General features: G+C 46.7%; 18 protein-coding genes. 9 read left to right on the top strand and 9 right to left on the bottom strand.

From position 1 onward, the window contains the following. Window positions 1-50 precede the first annotated feature (50 nt). The 7 genes from AC27G9_RS17085 to gmk form a co-directional block, all read right to left on the bottom strand. Window positions 51-680 (bottom strand): peroxiredoxin-like family protein, encoded by a 630-nt coding sequence (locus tag AC27G9_RS17085; RefSeq protein WP_487075691.1) that lies wholly within the window; start codon window positions 678-680, stop codon window positions 51-53. Between the two features lie 120 nt (window positions 681-800). Beyond that, window positions 801-1,442, bottom strand: coding sequence for a peroxiredoxin-like family protein (locus tag AC27G9_RS17080; protein ID WP_487075690.1), 642 nt, complete (start codon window positions 1,440-1,442; stop codon window positions 801-803). 140 nt (window positions 1,443-1,582) lie between these two features. Beyond that, window positions 1,583-2,311: a tRNA (guanosine(18)-2'-O)-methyltransferase TrmH gene (gene trmH / locus AC27G9_RS17075; protein WP_487075689.1), complete on the bottom strand. Its 729-nt coding sequence runs from the start codon at window positions 2,309-2,311 to the stop codon at window positions 1,583-1,585. Window positions 2,312-2,314: 3 nt separating this feature from the next. Further along, complete coding sequence (locus AC27G9_RS17070; protein ID WP_487075688.1) at window positions 2,315-2,701, bottom strand: RidA family protein; 387 nt, start codon at window positions 2,699-2,701, stop codon at window positions 2,315-2,317. Window positions 2,702-2,722: 21 nt separating this feature from the next. Next, entirely contained in the window at window positions 2,723-4,831 is a 2,109-nt protein-coding gene (gene spoT, locus AC27G9_RS17065; RefSeq protein ID WP_487075687.1) for a bifunctional GTP diphosphokinase/guanosine-3',5'-bis pyrophosphate 3'-pyrophosphohydrolase, read from the bottom strand. Window positions 4,832-4,956: 125 nt separating this feature from the next. Then, on the bottom strand, window positions 4,957-5,229 hold the full coding sequence (rpoZ, locus tag AC27G9_RS17060; RefSeq protein ID WP_487075686.1) for a DNA-directed RNA polymerase subunit omega: 273 nt from the start codon (window positions 5,227-5,229) through the stop codon (window positions 4,957-4,959). A gap of 91 nt (window positions 5,230-5,320) precedes the next feature. Beyond that, the gene (gmk, locus tag AC27G9_RS17055) at window positions 5,321-5,953 is read right to left on the bottom strand and encodes a guanylate kinase (RefSeq protein WP_487075685.1); all 633 of its coding nucleotides are present in this window, start codon (window positions 5,951-5,953) and stop codon (window positions 5,321-5,323) included. A 182-nt stretch (window positions 5,954-6,135) separates the two neighbouring features. Between gmk and AC27G9_RS17050 the strand changes: the two genes are divergently transcribed. The 5 genes from AC27G9_RS17050 to AC27G9_RS17030 all read left to right on the top strand — a co-directional run bounded on the left by AC27G9_RS17050 (window position 6,136) and on the right by AC27G9_RS17030 (window position 10,856). Further along, window positions 6,136-6,807, top strand: coding sequence for an alpha/beta hydrolase (locus AC27G9_RS17050; RefSeq protein WP_487075684.1), 672 nt, complete (start codon window positions 6,136-6,138; stop codon window positions 6,805-6,807). An 85-nt stretch (window positions 6,808-6,892) separates the two neighbouring features. Continuing rightward, a complete protein-coding gene (gene hemC / locus AC27G9_RS17045) occupies window positions 6,893-7,834 on the top strand; it encodes a hydroxymethylbilane synthase (protein WP_487075683.1) in 942 nt (313 codons plus the stop codon). Continuing rightward, window positions 7,834-8,550, top strand: coding sequence for a uroporphyrinogen-III synthase (locus AC27G9_RS17040; RefSeq protein WP_487075682.1), 717 nt, complete (start codon window positions 7,834-7,836; stop codon window positions 8,548-8,550). Before hemC ends, AC27G9_RS17040 begins: the two co-directional genes overlap by 1 nt. A 3-nt stretch (window positions 8,551-8,553) precedes the next feature. Further along, on the top strand, window positions 8,554-9,690 hold the full coding sequence (locus AC27G9_RS17035; RefSeq protein ID WP_487075681.1) for a uroporphyrinogen-III C-methyltransferase: 1,137 nt from the start codon (window positions 8,554-8,556) through the stop codon (window positions 9,688-9,690). After that, window positions 9,687-10,856, top strand: coding sequence for a heme biosynthesis HemY N-terminal domain-containing protein (locus AC27G9_RS17030; protein ID WP_487075680.1), 1,170 nt, complete (start codon window positions 9,687-9,689; stop codon window positions 10,854-10,856). Before AC27G9_RS17035 ends, AC27G9_RS17030 begins: the two co-directional genes overlap by 4 nt. On the opposite strand, the gene feoB is transcribed toward AC27G9_RS17030, so the two are convergent. Continuing rightward, window positions 10,853-12,667 (bottom strand): ferrous iron transporter B, encoded by a 1,815-nt coding sequence (feoB, locus tag AC27G9_RS17025; RefSeq protein ID WP_487075679.1) that lies wholly within the window; start codon window positions 12,665-12,667, stop codon window positions 10,853-10,855. The genes AC27G9_RS17030 and feoB overlap by 4 nt on opposite strands. A gap of 23 nt (window positions 12,668-12,690) precedes the next feature. Then, entirely contained in the window at window positions 12,691-12,918 is a 228-nt protein-coding gene (locus tag AC27G9_RS17020; RefSeq protein ID WP_487075678.1) for a FeoA family protein, read from the bottom strand. 303 nt (window positions 12,919-13,221) lie between these two features. On the opposite strand from AC27G9_RS17020, the gene AC27G9_RS17015 reads away from it, so the two are divergent. The 4 genes from AC27G9_RS17015 (at window position 13,222) to AC27G9_RS17000 (ending at window position 16,058) form a co-directional block, all read left to right on the top strand. Further along, entirely contained in the window at window positions 13,222-14,040 is an 819-nt protein-coding gene (locus AC27G9_RS17015; RefSeq protein ID WP_487075677.1) for a MipA/OmpV family protein, read from the top strand. Continuing rightward, a complete protein-coding gene (locus AC27G9_RS17010) occupies window positions 14,028-14,456 on the top strand; it encodes a DUF3019 domain-containing protein (protein ID WP_487075676.1) in 429 nt (142 codons plus the stop codon). The genes AC27G9_RS17015 and AC27G9_RS17010 overlap by 13 nt, the downstream gene beginning before the upstream one ends. A gap of 120 nt (window positions 14,457-14,576) precedes the next feature. After that, the gene (locus AC27G9_RS17005; RefSeq protein WP_487075675.1) at window positions 14,577-15,275 is read left to right on the top strand and encodes a hypothetical protein; all 699 of its coding nucleotides are present in this window, start codon (window positions 14,577-14,579) and stop codon (window positions 15,273-15,275) included. Between the two features lie 54 nt (window positions 15,276-15,329). Further along, complete coding sequence (locus AC27G9_RS17000) at window positions 15,330-16,058, top strand: response regulator (protein ID WP_487075674.1); 729 nt, start codon at window positions 15,330-15,332, stop codon at window positions 16,056-16,058. Window positions 16,059-16,104 lie beyond the last annotated feature (46 nt).

Below are 16,104 nucleotides of genomic sequence, written 5' to 3'. Positions count from 1 at the left end.
GACCCGCTATAACTGATGAAGAGATAAGCTTACCCTACCGAAATAACAGATTATTGCTTTGATAAACGTGCGGCATGGTACAGCAATTGAGGTTCAATGCGTACTTTGTAATTAGGGTTAACGTATTGAAATAACACTAAACCAGTGGAGTCGACGACAAACGCAGCCGGTACAGGTAACACGACTTTCTCATCGCCTTCGGGCGTTGTTAACCTTGCTCCCACCTGATCCCGTAAGAACTTCACCATTTCATCGGCGACGTAATAACCCAAGCCAAATGCCTCTATTGCTTCCAAGTTGCTATCAGATAGTCGCATGACAGCAAAGTCATTGGTACTGACCCGTTGTTCATAGAGACGTTCGGGGGAATCAGGCGAAATTGCGACAATATTGAAGCCGAGATTGAGAATTTGTTGCTCAACTTCAATCAGTCCAGACATCTGACGGTTGCAATACGGGCACCAACCACCGCGATAAAACAAGATCACCGTCGGCTGGCCTTCTATTAGCGATTGTAGGCCAACGTCTTTACCATCAATGTCTTGTACTACGACATCCGGTATAAACTGACCGTTGAGAATAGGGGATACTTCAATGGCTGACGGTGCAAAGTCTCGTTGTGCCTGCGCACCAAACGCCACACTCACTGTCAGTAAAACAAATAACATCCATCTGAACATAACTCACCTTTTTGATAAGTCTTAGTTTGATAATGTGAGAAACGCTTCTCAGATGTTTACAAGATATGCGGGCAGAGAAAGAAGGTCAAGCCCATGAAAATTCATGGGCTTGCGATAGGATTATTTTCCTAACTGTAACGCCGTAGCGGCAGCAAGGATAAGATCTGCCGAAGGGCGAACCTTGAAGTCAGGGTTAACATAGCTAAATTGTACCTGACCTTTTTTGTCTAACATAAAAATAGCGGGAGCCGGCAAGACAGGGCGACCTTCTGCACTTTTCGTTAGGCCAATGCCATATCCCTTGTATTTTTCTTCGGTTTTTTCATCAACGTAGAAGCCGATACCAAATTCACGAATCGTGTCGAGTGACGCATCAGATAACAAGGTAACAAGAAACTCAGTTTCTAATTTTTGCTCTTGTAGACGCTCAGGTGTTTCGGGCGAGATAGCCAGAATTTGATAGCCTTGGTCGACTAAATCTTTTTCAATGTCTTTTAGTTGAGCTAATTGACGATTGCAATATGGGCACCAGCCACCGCGGTAGAACAATACAATTGTTGGCTTTTGCATCGTAAGCGCTTTTAAGCTCACAGGAGAACCATCTGCCATTTTCAATGCCGTATCAGGGGCTACCTGACCATTCAACAGAGGTGTTACCGCATTCGCTTCATCCGCAATCGTGGCTCTATCCAGAGCAAACGCATTGCCCACACTAAGAATACTGCCGAGCATTAGCACGGCAATAGCAGCAAATTTTTTCATTAGATTCTCCCAAGGTACATGTTATGTGCGTCGCGCAATTCGCGCTGAGCAGATTGAGACCGAGGGATAAAATGAAATCTTTCAAAGATCGACAAACAGAATGAAAAAAGCCAGCTTTGAGCTGGCTTCTAGCAGGTGATTTACTCTTCTTGGGCTTCGGAGGCAGACGCTTCAATCTCGTCCATCGCGGCTTCTGTCATTTGCATGCGCTGCCACCACTCGCCAGACGCCTGAATATGGCCCTCTTCGTCAATTTGAGGGTAAGGCAAACCTTTGCGTTTGCATACGCGCACTAACGTTGGGTAACCGCCTTCAAATAGCAGGCGTTGACACTCTTCCTCTGGCAATTGCTGCTGCTCGTACATACCCGCATTCTGGCGCTGGCGTTGCGCTTCGTATAACACTAGGGCTGCCGCGACAGATACATTTAAAGACTGCACCATACCTACCATAGGAATGATAATATCTTGGTCCGAATTAGCGATGGCTTCGTCAGTGACGCCGTACTTTTCTTGCCCAAAAATAATACCTGTTGGCTTGGTGTAATCGATTTCGCGATAGTCCACTGCCGTCTCTGACAAATTGGTTACCAGTACCTGCATGCCTTGGCTTTTCATTTCAGCAATGGCGTCACTGATGGTCTCGTGTGTGTCGAGGCGAACCCATTGTTGGCTCCCTGCCGCAGTACCACCTTTCAATCGGTTGCGTTCTTCCCATACGGCGTGAACTCGATGTACACCAACTGCATCTCCGGTACGCACAATAGCCGACACATTGTGCGGCTTGTGAACATTTTCCATACAGACGGTTAGGTCAGTTTGACGTTTAGCTAATACTTCGCGGATGCGGCGATAACGTTCAGGTGACATGGGTTACTCCGGTAACTCCATAACGCCATCAATTTCAATTTGCACACCCTTTGGCAGTGCACTGATTTCGATTGCTGCACGTGCAGGGTAAGGTTGAGAAAAATACTTCGCCATGATTTCGTTAACTGTCGCAAAGTTGCCCAAATCAGTTAGGAAAATATTCACTTTGACCATGTCGTTGATGCTGCCACCCGCGGCTTCACACACCGCACTTAAGTTTTCAAAAACTTGTGTCGCTTGCTCGGCGAAGTCTTCAGAAATCACTTCCATGGTTGCCGGTACCAAAGGGATTTGGCCTGACAAATAAACAGTGGTTCCAGCTTTTACCGCTTGGCTGTATGTACCAATAGCCTGTGGCGCTTTATCAGTTTGAATGATCGATTTAGCCATGAGAATTCCTTGATTAAATAATTAGAGCCGAAGCTGGCTATGTCGTGACACTTTCTGCACTTCAGGCATTGAGCGAATGCGCTTCATCACACGGGCCAAGTGCACACGGTTGTGTGTAGTGAGCTCTAAGTCGATGAAGTAAACGTTACTTTCTTTCTCTTCGGTCTGTAGACCAACGATGTTCGAATCGGCACCAGAGATCGTATTGGTCAATGTGGCCAAGGTCCCTTGGTGATTGAATAGTTCAATTCTCAAGGCTGCCTTGAACTCACCTTGAGGCTCGTCATCCCATTGCATGGGCAACACTCGCTGAGGTTCTTCTCGCGATAATTTGCGAATATTTGGGCAACCGACTTGGTGTATGGCCATACCCTTACCCGGGCTCAATACCGATACAATCTCGTCATCAGGAATAGGATGGCAGCAACGAGAATAAGTCACGAGTAAGCCTTCCGTACCACGAATCGCAACATTGCCTTTTTTATCAGGTAAGTCGTCACTTTCGCCCATTAAACGACGAGCCACAATTGCACTTAACTCATTACCCAAACCAATATCGGTTAGCAAGGAATCAAAATCAGTGTGCTTCGTTTCCGCTACTACACGATCGATATCCGCTTGCGGAATATCATCAAGTTTCACGGTACCTAATGCATGGCGTAACAAGCGATTACCCATAGTAACGGCTTCTTGAGAATGCTGTTTGCGCAAATATTGGCGAATACGAGTTCGGGCTCGTGCACTGACCACAAAATTCAGCCAGTTAGCATTGGGTTTTGCTTTCGGCGACGTGATAATTTCTATAGTTTGGCCATTTTCGAGCGGCTTGCTCAAACTGAAGTTGCGGCGCTCTACTCGCACCCCTACACATGTATCACCAATGTCGGAGTGAACCGCATAAGCGAAATCAACGGCAGTCGCGCCCATTGGCAACTCAATAATGCGACCATCTGGTGTAAATACGTAAATTTCGTCTGGGAAGAGATCGGTTTTAACACTCTCAATAAATTCAAACGACGAACTTGCGCTTTGTTGCAGTTCGAGAAGTGATTGCATCCACTTACGTGCCCGCAATTGCGCCGTCGTATCTTTATCGCCAGGGGCTTTGTATAACCAGTGAGCGGCAACCCCTTTATCGGCCATATGATCCATCGCCTCGGTGCGAATTTGTACTTCAACAGGAATACCATGTGGCCCCACTAAGCTCGTGTGCAGCGATTGATAGCCGTTGGTACGAGGGATAGCGATATAGTCTTTGAAGCGGGTTTCAATGGGCTTGTACAGGCTGTGCATTGCCCCCAGGGAGCGATAGCAGTTATCCACCGAATCTACCACGATACGAAATGCATAGATGTCCATCACTTCGTTGAACATCAATTCCTTATTGCGCATCTTGCGGTAAATAGAATACAAATGCTTCTCACGACCCGTGACTTGGCCCTGTATCCTGTATTCGCCCAAACGCGTTTCGAGTTCGTCTCGAATGTTATCGATAATTTCTTTTCGATTGCCACGAGCTTGTTTTACCGCCGATTTCAGCGCGCGATGTCGCATAGGATACATCGCTTGAAAACCGAGGTCTTCTAGCTCGTTTTTAATATCGTGAATACCCAAACGGTGAGCGATTGGTGCATAAATTTCGAGCGTTTCTAGTGCAATTCTGCGGCGTTTATCAGGCCGTAATGAGCCCAGCGTTCGCATATTGTGCGTACGGTCTGCAAGCTTGATCAAAATGACGCGGATGTCTTGCACCATCGCCATCATCATTTTGCGAAAGTTTTCGGCTTGTGCTTCTTGCTTACTGCTAAACGCGATTTTATCTAGCTTACTCACACCCTCAACCAATTCTGCTACCGTATCACCGAAAGCTTGTGCCAAATCATCTTGGCTGTAATGGGTGTCTTCAATGACGTCGTGCAACAAGGCCGCCATCAAGGTTTCATGGTCGAGATGCATGTCAGCCAAGATACTGGCTACTGCTACGGGGTGAGTAATATAAGGGTCACCGCTAGAACGCATCTGACCATCATGAGCCTCATGTGCGAGGACAAACGCATCCTGTACCAACGCTACGCGATCACTCGGGAGGTACTCTGCGACTTTCTGTTTTAACCCTTCAAACAAATACACGGTTGCTGAAATTTTCCACTTAAAGGATGAGATTTAAGGATAAGGGGTTTTTGCACGGGTTGCCAATGCTAAAACGCCAGGGTTTTCATAACCCTGGCGTTTTATTTTAAACGAGAATAGCGTGTTTACTGGTCAGCTAAGATATTAGCAACAGATGTAAACTCAGCGTGCTCTTGTTGTTGCTCATCACGCAATTCTTCTTGTTCAATAGATTGAGCGTCTACCAAACCTTGTTCAATTTCGCGCAATGCGACAACAGTTGGCTTATCGTTGTCCATTTCAACTTTAGGATCTTTGCCTTCAGTTGCGATCTGGCGAGCACGACGCGCTGCAACTAGGACTAGATCAAAACGGTTACCAATTTTATCGACAGCGTCTTCTACGGTCACGCGAGCCATGTAATGTATCTCCGATGAGCAAATTTAATTCAAAAGCGGCCGCGTAGTATAATACAGCGCGGCGTGATCTTTAAGTGTTTTGTTCACTTTTCTAGCAAATCAGATCCGCCAGTAGATCCTTGTGGCGTATCGCTTGTTTTGCTTGGCGCATCCTCTGACTCGTCACTAGGGTGTCTAACGCAGAAACCGATGTTTCAAAATCGTCGTTGATCATCACATAATCAAATTCGTCATAGTGAGACATTTCAGAAACAGCCTCACTCATTCTCGATGCAATCACGTCTTCAGAATCCTGCCCGCGGCTTTGCAAACGCTGACGCAATACTTCTGTCGAAGGCGGCAAAATAAAAATACCGACGGCATCTGGAATGTGCGATTTCACCTGGCGTGCGCCTTGCCAGTCAATATCCAAGAATACGTCAATACCCTTGTGCAAGGTGTCTTCGATGGTAATTCTCGACGTTCCATAATAATTGCCAAAAACTTCTGCCCATTCAAAAAACGCCCCTTGTTCTATCAAGGATTCGAATTCGGACTTGCTCACAAAATGGTAGTGCTCACCATTTACTTCACCCGGTCTGGGAGCACGAGTAGTATGAGAAACAGACACTTGCATTTTATCTGCCTGGCCAGCGTTCTTCGCTAATAGCGCCTTGATTAAGCTCGATTTACCAGCGCCAGATGGTGCTGCAAGAATGAATAGGTTTCCAAGTAATTGACTCATAATAGGGAAATTTCGTTTTACAGGGTGATGAACCAAAAAGGCAATGGTAGCATACTGATAAAGGAACCAATAAATGAATAAGTGCAGGATGCCTTGACCGTAAACATGGAATGCCACTTATTTACTCATTGGCAATACAAAGATAACAACAATTAGAATAATAAAATTGAGGAACACACAAGATGGCTAACAACCTTCTACCCTACGTTGAGGTAGAGCCAGCATTGCCCGCAAAAGCTTGCGTCATTTGGATGCACGGACTTGGCGATTCAGGGCATGGCTTCGCTCCGATCGCACCAGAACTCAAATTGCCAGAGGCGTTGGCGGTTCGGTTTGTATTCCCACATGCACCCGAACGCCCAGTGACAATCAATGGCGGCATGCGAATGCGAGCGTGGTATGACATCAAATCATTGGATTTTAACAGTCGCGCTGATATTGATGGTGTCAGGGAATCTGCGGCACAAGTGGAAGCGTTAATTGCGCAGCAAGTTGAAAAGGGCATTCCCCACGACAAAATCGTCCTTGCAGGGTTCTCGCAAGGTGGCGTGATTGCTCTACACTTGGCGACAACTTTCGGACACAAAGTAGCAGGCATAATGGCGCTGTCTACCTATCTATGCGAGCCAGACAACTTGGCAGAGCGAGCGGTAGATGTGAACAAGAGCACACCGATCATGATGGCTCACGGTGAGCAGGACGAGGTCGTCCCGGTGTTTTTAGGTCATGCCGCACATAAAATCTTGTCTGAAAACGGATTCAACGCCACTTGGCAAACCTACACCATGCAACACAACGTGTGTTGGCAAGAAATCCAAGATATTTCGCAATGGCTACAACAGGTTCTTGCCTAGTATTCTATGGGCCTGCTAGCCCCAGGCCCCGCATTTTTGTTAGAATGACCGCAATCTAGCAATTTCCATGTTTCAAGGTTTATCTATGTCTTCTACCCTTCGTTTCGATCGAACTCTGCGCATTGCCACGCGCAAAAGCGCATTAGCCATGTGGCAAGCCGAATATGTCAGAGACGCCTTGCAAGCTCACTACCCTGAGTTACAAATCGAATTGGTACCAATGAGTACTCAAGGGGATAAAATTCTTGATACGCCACTGGCCAAAATCGGCGGGAAAGGGTTGTTCATTAAAGAGCTTGAAGTGGCTATGCTCGAAGGTAGAGCCGATATTGCCGTTCACTCGATGAAGGACGTACCGGTTGAATTTCCCGAAGGCTTTGGATTGCATGTAATCTGCGAACGAGAAAATCCATTCGACGCGTTTGTTTCGAATCAGTACGCCAGTATAGACGACCTGCCAGAAGGCGCAGTAGTAGGTACTTCAAGCTTGCGTCGTCAGTGTCAATTGCGCAAACGACGCCCCGATCTTGAAATTAAAGACTTACGCGGCAACGTCAATACGCGGCTTGCCAAACTAGATGCCGGTGAATATGACGCTATCATCCTAGCTTCAGCAGGCCTAATTCGCTTGGGAATGGAAGCGCGCATCGCTCAACCAATTAGCGCCGATGTCTCTCTTCCCGCGGTAGGGCAAGGCGCAGTAGGCATTGAGTGTCGTAACGATGACAGCGACCTGATTGAGCTTATTAGCGTTTTGAATCACCAAGACACCGCGACAAGAGTTACCGCCGAGCGGGCGCTTAACGCTCGTCTGCAAGGGGGATGTCAGGTGCCTATAGGCAGTTTCGCCGAACTTGAGAATGGCCAATTAACTCTGCGTGGCATGGTGGGAGCAACCGACGGCTCTAAGCTTATTTTTGCCCAAAGTTCGCAACCTGCAGACCAAGCCCATTCCCTTGGAGTTGCTGTCGCTGAGTCACTTTTAGCACAAGGCGCTGGCGACTTATTGGCAGCACTTCACGACTGATGCTTCTGATTACCCGCCCTAAACCCAAACTCGCCGCCAGTGTCGCCGCGTTTGAGTCGGCGGGGTTGGCTGTGGTTGGTGTAGCTCCGTTCGACATTCAACCTCAAAATGAGGTGCGGGAAAAACTACAAGAGACGCTATCACAGCGAGTTAATAAACGGCTCTTGATTGCCACCAGTAAATTTGCGGCAGATGCCTTAGTTGATTGCGTGAGGGATGTGCCGTGTCACACACCTGTAGTGGCAGTGGGCTTGACGACAAAGCAGGCACTAGCCAACTGTTTTAGCCATGTCATCACGCCACATACCAGTGATTCAGAGGGCATCCTTGCGCTCGCTGAACTTGAGCAAGTTAACTGTGAATCCGCTATAGTCATCAAAGGCGTTGGAGGACGAGACCTAATTGAAACACAATTGGCCGAACGCGGGATTCAAGTCATTGTGTTTAACGTGTACCAACGCACGAAATTAAATCCCGTTTATTCATCAGCAAAATGGCAATGGCAAGATGTCACAGGTATTATCGCAACTAGTGGTGAAATGGCGCTTGCATTGATTGAGCAATACGGATTTGAGCAAGTAAAATCAAAACCTTGGCTCACAGTAAGTAAACGTGTCGCCACCTTATTGAATCAGCAAGGCATTTCAGCCGTGCAGGTTTGCAGCGGCGCTTCAGATCCGCTGTTAATAGAATGGGTCAAGGAGAATTGGGAGTAATACATGGCAGAGAGTAAAGAAATGGTTGTCGAGAATGATGTCACACACACAACTGAGTCCACCAGCTCTCCGAAATCAAGGAATACAGCATCCCCGAAAACGGGATTGCTCTGGGTATTTGTCCTTTTTGCTATGTTGCTATCACTTGCTGGTATTGGTGGTGGCTATTGGTTCCTCGAACAGAAATTGGGTGCCGTCACTACACTTGAGCAAACCAATGCGCAGCAGCAGTCTACGCTTAATGCACTAAACGCCCAAAATACAGCGCTACAGAGCGAAATAGACAGCGTTAGAGCAGACAATGCGCAGCGCCAGCAGGCCATTTCCGCTTTAAACGACTCAACTTTGGCCTTAGAGCAACAAAACGCTGCTCTTCAAGACAAACTTGACGGCATTAACGGCCGCAGACCCAGTGATTGGTTACTTGCAGAAGCGGATTACCTTGTACGCATGGCAGGCAGAAAGCTATGGCTAGAACACGATGCCAGAACCGCCATCATGTTACTCGACAGTGCTAATGCAAGACTGAGCGAATTGGGTGATCCATCAATTCTTCCCGTTAGAAGCTTGATTGCGCAAGATATACAACGATTGAAACAAGTCAATGAAGTCGCTCACGTCAGTATTGCCCTGGCATTGTCGGGATTGCTTGGCCAAGTCGACGCTTTGCCATTGGACTATATTGACTTCCCAGATCCGAATGCCGGTACACCCAAAGCCGAAATGTCCGAGTCGGTCTCCGATTGGCAGGAAAACTTGGCGGTTGTATGGCGCAATATTGTTGACGACTTTATTTCACACGAGCGCGTTGACACACCCATCAAGCCATTTATGAATCAACAGCAACGCTGGCTCGCTAGGGAACAATTGTCATTGTACTTACTGCAGGCTCAAGCTGCTGCAAACAAGGCACAGAACACCCTTTATCAACAATCGCTTCAACAGGCTCTGGGTTTAATGGTTGAACACTATGACCTTTCTACGCCCGAAGTGTCAGGTTTTATGGGCAGCATTCAAAACCTGTTGGAAAACGATGTAAGCCGAGCACTACCCACAGAGTTGCAAGCACAGCGCCCACTTTCAGATTTACTTGCTGATCGCGTAGACAGTGTGATTGAACGCGGAGTGCAGGCACTATGAAAAGGCTTATCTGGTTAACGTTGGTCGTCGTTACGGTATTAGCGCTTCTGGTCATTGCACCGAGCTTAATCAACCAAAAAGGTTACGTGTTGATTCAAGCGGGTACGCATGTCATTGAGACTAACTTAGTAAGTCTTGGCATTATTGCGGTATTGGCGGGTGTCGCCTTGGTGATACTCAAATGGGCCGTGAAGCGTCTCGTTAGGTTACTCACGGGATCTCGCCATTGGTTGGGGAGACGAAAAACGAAGAAGCAACAACAGCTTTTCGAACAGGGTATGCAAGCCCTAATGTTAAACCAGCCTGAAAATGCAGTCTCGAAGCTACAAGATACCGTTGGTACAGAATTTGGTGGCATGAATTACCTCAGCCTTGGACTGGCAAATATTAGGCTTGGTCAATTTGAAAGTGCAGAAACGTTCCTCAAGTTAGCACAAGAGTATCCGGAGACATCAGAAGCCGCTCTTGTATTGAGTGCAGAAGCGAAGATGGACCAAGGTCAGCCAGCCCAAGCCATTACTTTACTTCAACCGAGTATGGAAGCGAACAAACCATCGCCAATGCTTATCAAAACTTTTGCAAAAGCACTCGCTGAAGATGGCCAATGGAGTACACTCGAGCGCTCATTGGGTCGCTGGAAAAAGCCTTTAGGAGAAGATTATTCGAGATGGGCGGGCAAAATTGCACAAGGTAAATTAAGCGAAGTCGCAAGTCGTCACGGCGCTAATCAGCTCAAACAAACGTGGGCAGACATGCCCCGTAAGCAACGCAATGACGATGCTTACATTTTTGCTTATGTTGAACAGCTATTGGCTCAGGGGATGCACTCTGATGCTCAAGCTTTCTTGCTAGACAGCCAAAAGAAAGGCCCTAATCCTCTGTTGTTGCCACTGTTTAAACGCTTAGAATTGGCGGATCCTTCGCCCAGTTTTAAACGGATTGAGCAGTGGATCAAAGCAGACAGTGACAACGAAAAACTGTATTCAACCCTCGGCCATCTCGCCTATCATTGTGCTGATCCGGTACTGGCTCAAAAAGCGTTAAGCAAAGCAATTACCTTAAAACCGTCACAAGAGGATATGCTGTTATTGGCACAAATCAGCGAAGACAACAATGATGCAAATCAGGCACTTTCCCTATACAAACAAAGTGCCGATTACGTTTAGATAACGGCATAGACTAGGGCTGCAATGCCATAGGCAAGTAGCCCATACGCCACATAAACACCCCACGCTAGCTTGCTACTACCGGTTTCAGCTCGAATCATCGCAACGGTTGCCACACACTGCAGTGCTACTACGTAAAATAGTACGAGTCCTAAGCCCGCACCCAGTGTGAGTCCATCCGCTTGAACCTGCTGTGCTAATCCTTCTACATTCTCCTCAGCATCGTCCATGCCGAAAAGCGTCCCCAGAGCGCCAACAAATACTTCTCGCGCTAAGAAAGACATCAAGATAGCAACACCGTATCGCCAATCCAAACCCAGCGGTGCGAAAACAGGTTCAATGAATTGCCCAATCTGGCCTAAATAAGAATCTTCCAACGGGGTATTCATCGGAAAGTATCCAAGTACCCAAATGCCCACCGAGACCATAAAAATAATCGGTCCGGCACGGCGAATAAAGCTCAAACCACTGCCAATAACTCGTTGGTACAAGGGTTTCCAGTGGGGTAGGCGATACGTCGGTAATTCGAGAATAAATGGCATGTCAGACTGCTCTAAATCCTTTGGCAGTAGTTTATTCAATACCTGGCTAACTACTAGTGCCATAAGAATACCGAAGAAATAGAGACCAAAAAAAGCGGCGCCTTGGAGATTGAACAACCCGAGAAATACACCGTCAGCAGGCACCAATACTGCAATGAGCAACGCATAAACAGGAAGTCGTGCTGAACAGGACATAAGCGGGATGGTCAGCATAGTAATCAATCGTTTATGAGGAGACTCGATAGTCCTCGCTGCCATGATGGCCGGTATGGCGCAAGCGTGGCCTGATAAATAAGGTATAAAGCTACGGCCAGATAGACCAAAAAAACTCAAAGGGCGGTGGCACACCAAAGCGGCTCGGGCGAGATACCCAGAATCCTCCAACAAACCAAGGATAAATGTCAGAACCATAATCTGGGGGACGAATACGAGGAAAGAACCGAAGCCACCAAAGAGGGCGTCATTGAGAAAGTCACTGACTATACCCTCGGGGGTAAAGACGGTGATCCATTGGGCGAGGGCACTAATGGCCGCTTCTGTACCATCCATCAGCGGTGCAGCCAATGTAAAAATACTTTGAAACAAGACAAACATCAGTGCAAAAAAAACGACGCTTCCAAACGCACTGTTGAGCATGAAACTGTCTATTTGATGCTGATTTTTCAGGACAACATCTTGTTTAACACCAAATTGTTTAGCCAATTGTCGGCTGCGGTGTATTGCCGCGGCATTGGAATCGATTGTATTTATCGGTAACCGTGGTGACGACTGTGAGACCATCTCAAGCGCACCTTGCTTCAGTTCGTGCACGCCAGTTAAAGCGCGTGCCGACAGCGCGATTACCGGGCTCCCTAGCTCTCGGCTCAATTGTTCAGTGTCTATATCTTTGCCAAAACGGTGTACTTCGTCGATAAAATTGAGTGCGAACAGCACGGCTTTGTTGTTTTCGGCTGCTAGTTTTTGTACTTGAAGACCAAGTACTAAGCTACGCTCAAGCCGAGTGGCGTCGAGTACACACATTACTAATGCCGTGGCGTCATCTTGAATCGATCGCGTAATTTCCTTTACCGCGATATCTTCGTCTCGAGTAATCGCTGACAATGAATAGGTGCCAGGTAAATCGACAAGTTCATGCTCGCCAAATCGACCAGACTTCACTTCAACAGTTACCCCAGGATAGTTGGCCACTTTTTGGCGTAATCCTGTAAGTTGGTTAAACAACAAGCTCTTACCACAATTTGGCTTGCCAACCATGACAATACGTTGCATATCAACGACCTTATAAAACGGAATTAGAGACGAACGAAAATGGCTTCTGCGAGCGCTTGTTCTAACGCAAAGACACTACCACCTAACTCGAGCACGATCGGGCCGTTAAACGGACCTTTTCTCAAACAATGAATTGATTGTTCAGTTTCAATGCCCATCTCGGTTAATCTAGACAAAACGGCTGGAGAGACTGTATCAGCGATTGTTACGACAACTGCCGTCTGCGTTGGCGAAAGTTCCCATAATGTCATCGAAATTCTCACTACTGAAATAGATTTGGCCGGCAATTTCACCTTCCAAATAATAATAATTATTATTTAGAGTACCAAACTTTTTGATTGAGCTCTATGAGATAGATCTAAAGTCGCGAGTTTATACTGGGTGGTTTGGATGGAATCACAATGAAAAGTGCCGACTTACTCAGTACAAATGTAACGTTTTGTAATAAACCGCAGCTTTTTGATGATTTTAAATACAAGTCACCGCTAAAATTCAGACTCGATAAATATAACAAGCGCAATTATGTGCGATGGACTCCTTTGGAATACTGAGCTGTGAATGTCTCAAAGACCGTAACGATTATTTTTTCTGCCTGTTTGCTGCTATCGAGTTGGCTCGTAAGTGCCGCAGAGTCAACAGAAACCAAAATAGAGTGGCAAGTCGATCTCGGCTTAACCGTTAACTACAATCGCCATTTTATTGAAGGCCTAACAGAAAGAGACGACTCTTTTGGTTTATCGCCCTTTGTAAGTGGTGGCGTTTATTACGGTAAGTTTTACGCCGAGGCCTCGCCTAATACACTACACCCTCTGACATTCGGCTATGTTCTTCACGATTCGGACTCACACCAGTTTAATCTGGTCGCAGAGTCATGGTTTTTCGAAATATCAGAAGAAAACCAAAGTGAGGATAGTTCTAATCTAGACGGTATCATCACCAGAAAGGCCTCTTTCGAAGCCGGTGTTGAGTACATATCAACGAACCACAAATACGACTTTAGAGTCAGATTACTCCACGATGCACTGGGTCGCCACAACGGTACCGTAGCGACAATTGAAATGGCGCGCCCAATCTATACTGAAACGACGCTATGGTTGCCGGCACTGAGTATTGCGTTTGTCAGCAGTAATGCCGTCGACTACTACTATGGCGTGCATGCCAGTGAGGTAAGAGTTGGCCGTCCCGAATATACCGCCGGTTCAGCCTACATCACGGCAGCTCAACTGTATGTTGAAAGACCATTTGGTGAAAGATGGTCGATCATAGGCTTTGCTGGAATAGCATTACCGAGTCGAAATATAACGGAAAGTCCATTAGTGACTCCTCGAAGCAATGGCTTCAACGTTGGTGTAGGAGCAATATGGACGTTTTAAACACAAGGCAGTGTATACCATTTTTCCTTTTCGCTGTTCTGTTGGGCATCTCAACCAATAGCCACGGTGAAGACACTGCGAAAACAGCGGTTGCGAGCCTCGTTGCTGGCCCACAAGTTTGTATTCGCGAACAAGGAAAAACACTTTGCGAGATGGAAGCTGCATTAATATGGGAAGTACCCGAGTCAGGAGGCTATTGCCTGTGGGATGAAGGTCGTGAAGAGCCAATACAGTGTTGGTCGGAAGCCGTTTCAGGAACGGTAAAGCTAACCTTCAGTGGAGACACTAGCAGGACCTTTAGGCTTACTCGCTCAGAACAGCGTGTTGTATTGGCTACTGCGACTATCAAAGTCATGGGAGCCTTGGAACAACGTTTACGCGCAAGACGACGAAATCGCTTCTGGCGAGTCTTTTAAACGCATTACATAAAATTACAAACACACAACACTTTTGCACATCAACGCGAAAGATTAAGACAAACAGTGTCTTTACACTTTGCTCATCAAATCAGGAAACACAGAAAACGGAGCAAAACCATGAAAAAGACACTCACAACACTATTATTAGGACTGGCCAGCTTTTCATCATTTGCCGATGAAGTAAGCCCAGACAACCCTGTTCTTCGACCGCTTACACTAGTCGATAATGAAATCTTCTTGGCGGCAGGTGTCGCCCATGAAGTAACAGAAGGCAACGATTGGAAAATTGGCCTACAAGCAGCCTACGGGATCAATGACAATTTAACCATTGGTCTTGATGGATTGCGTTATAAAATCGTCGGTCGTGAAAACAACGGACTCGGTTGGGATGTGGCGCTAGGCGGTGGACTCAGAGGCTACAGAGAGAACGGCAATGGAGAGGCATTTGCTTACGGCGTAGATTTAAGTAGCAAATATGTAGTCAGCGAAAATCGTGCTTATCTATTCGCAGCAGAGTATATTTTGTGGGACGAAGAACGCAGAGACAACCGGAACGAATATCGTTTTAGCGTGGGCGCGATGCAAAACATTACAGACCAGATTACACTGACAGGAACATACAGCTACAGTGTACTGAATGATTTTGTTACTGATGACGCTCACAGCGTATCCTTGGGCGCAGAGTACGTTTTCTCAAAGCACACAAGTATGGGCGTATTCGCCGAATACACTAACTTTGATGCGGTAGAAAACGGCTACGATCAACGAACCAACTACGAGTCTTTGGTCGGTGCATTTTTGACATATCGATTTTAAAGTAGCACTGGGAGGCATCAACTGTCTCCCAACTCTACAAAAGGAAAATAAGGTTTGAGCAATACAAACAATCTCGCACACATCTTCTTAGTAGAAGACGATCATAGCCTAGCAACCCTGGTCAAAGAGTATTTTGAATTACAGGGGTTCAAAGTCAGTGTCGAGAACATGGGTGACAACGCCACAGATCGCATATTGCAAACACAACCTGACTTAGTCATTTTAGACTTGATGTTACCCGGTAAAAACGGCCTCGATATCTGTCGTGAGCTGCGCCTCCAAAGTCAGGTACCCGTTGTCATGCTTACAGCAAGAACCGATGATATTGACCAAATTGTCGGTCTAGAAGTAGGCGCTGATGACTACATCTGCAAGCCGGTACAGCCGCGATTACTACTCGCTCGTGTGACAGCACTTCTCAGACGCACACCGCAACAATCAACCGTATCACAAAGCGGCAAACTCAATGAAAATGAGTACCAGTTTGGCGAGCTGTATATCAATAGCCTCAAGCAGATTGTTTCTCTTGAAGATCAAAATATTGATATCACAACCAACGAGTTGTCACTGCTATGCTTGTTTGCTGAAAATGCCGATAAGGTCTTATCCAGAGACGATCTATTGAACAACTTAAGAGGGTTTGGCTACGATGGCATGGACAGAACAGTAGACATGCTGGTATCGCGATTGCGCAAAAAGCTGGGCGACAATGCGACTAAACCGGAAAAAATCAAAACGGTTTGGAAGAAAGGCTATTTGTTTGTTAGCGATGCTTGGGCGTAAGCAACGAAGCCTCGAATAACACTGTATTTTTAGACGTCCACGTGAG

The sequence above is a fragment of the Alteromonas sp. 5NS40-0096 genome (assembly GCF_057544385.1).
This window is presented reverse-complemented; position numbering and strand designations above follow the sequence as displayed.

Excerpts from the sequence above, each read along its gene's own strand:
- AC27G9_RS17085 (WP_487075691.1), bottom strand. The coding sequence starts at position 680 with ATGTTCAGATGGATGTTATTTGTTTTACTGACAGTGAGTGTGGCGTTT.
- AC27G9_RS17080 (WP_487075690.1), bottom strand. The coding sequence starts at position 1,442 with ATGAAAAAATTTGCTGCTATTGCCGTGCTAATGCTCGGCAGTATTCTT.
- trmH (WP_487075689.1), bottom strand. The coding sequence starts at position 2,311 with ATGTCACCTGAACGTTATCGCCGCATCCGCGAAGTATTAGCTAAACGT.
- AC27G9_RS17070 (WP_487075688.1), bottom strand. The coding sequence starts at position 2,701 with ATGGCTAAATCGATCATTCAAACTGATAAAGCGCCACAGGCTATTGGT.
- rpoZ (WP_487075686.1), bottom strand. The coding sequence starts at position 5,229 with ATGGCTCGCGTGACCGTAGAAGACGCTGTCGATAAAATTGGTAACCGT.
- gmk (WP_487075685.1), bottom strand. The coding sequence starts at position 5,953 with ATGAGTCAATTACTTGGAAACCTATTCATTCTTGCAGCACCATCTGGC.
- AC27G9_RS17050 (WP_487075684.1), top strand. The coding sequence starts at position 6,136 with ATGGCTAACAACCTTCTACCCTACGTTGAGGTAGAGCCAGCATTGCCC.
- hemC (WP_487075683.1), top strand. The coding sequence starts at position 6,893 with ATGTCTTCTACCCTTCGTTTCGATCGAACTCTGCGCATTGCCACGCGC.
- AC27G9_RS17040 (WP_487075682.1), top strand. The coding sequence starts at position 7,834 with ATGCTTCTGATTACCCGCCCTAAACCCAAACTCGCCGCCAGTGTCGCC.
- AC27G9_RS17035 (WP_487075681.1), top strand. The coding sequence starts at position 8,554 with ATGGCAGAGAGTAAAGAAATGGTTGTCGAGAATGATGTCACACACACA.
- AC27G9_RS17030 (WP_487075680.1), top strand. The coding sequence starts at position 9,687 with ATGAAAAGGCTTATCTGGTTAACGTTGGTCGTCGTTACGGTATTAGCG.
- feoB (WP_487075679.1), bottom strand. The coding sequence starts at position 12,667 with ATGCAACGTATTGTCATGGTTGGCAAGCCAAATTGTGGTAAGAGCTTG.
- AC27G9_RS17020 (WP_487075678.1), bottom strand. The coding sequence starts at position 12,918 with ATGACATTATGGGAACTTTCGCCAACGCAGACGGCAGTTGTCGTAACA.
- AC27G9_RS17010 (WP_487075676.1), top strand. The coding sequence starts at position 14,028 with ATGGACGTTTTAAACACAAGGCAGTGTATACCATTTTTCCTTTTCGCT.
- AC27G9_RS17005 (WP_487075675.1), top strand. The coding sequence starts at position 14,577 with ATGAAAAAGACACTCACAACACTATTATTAGGACTGGCCAGCTTTTCA.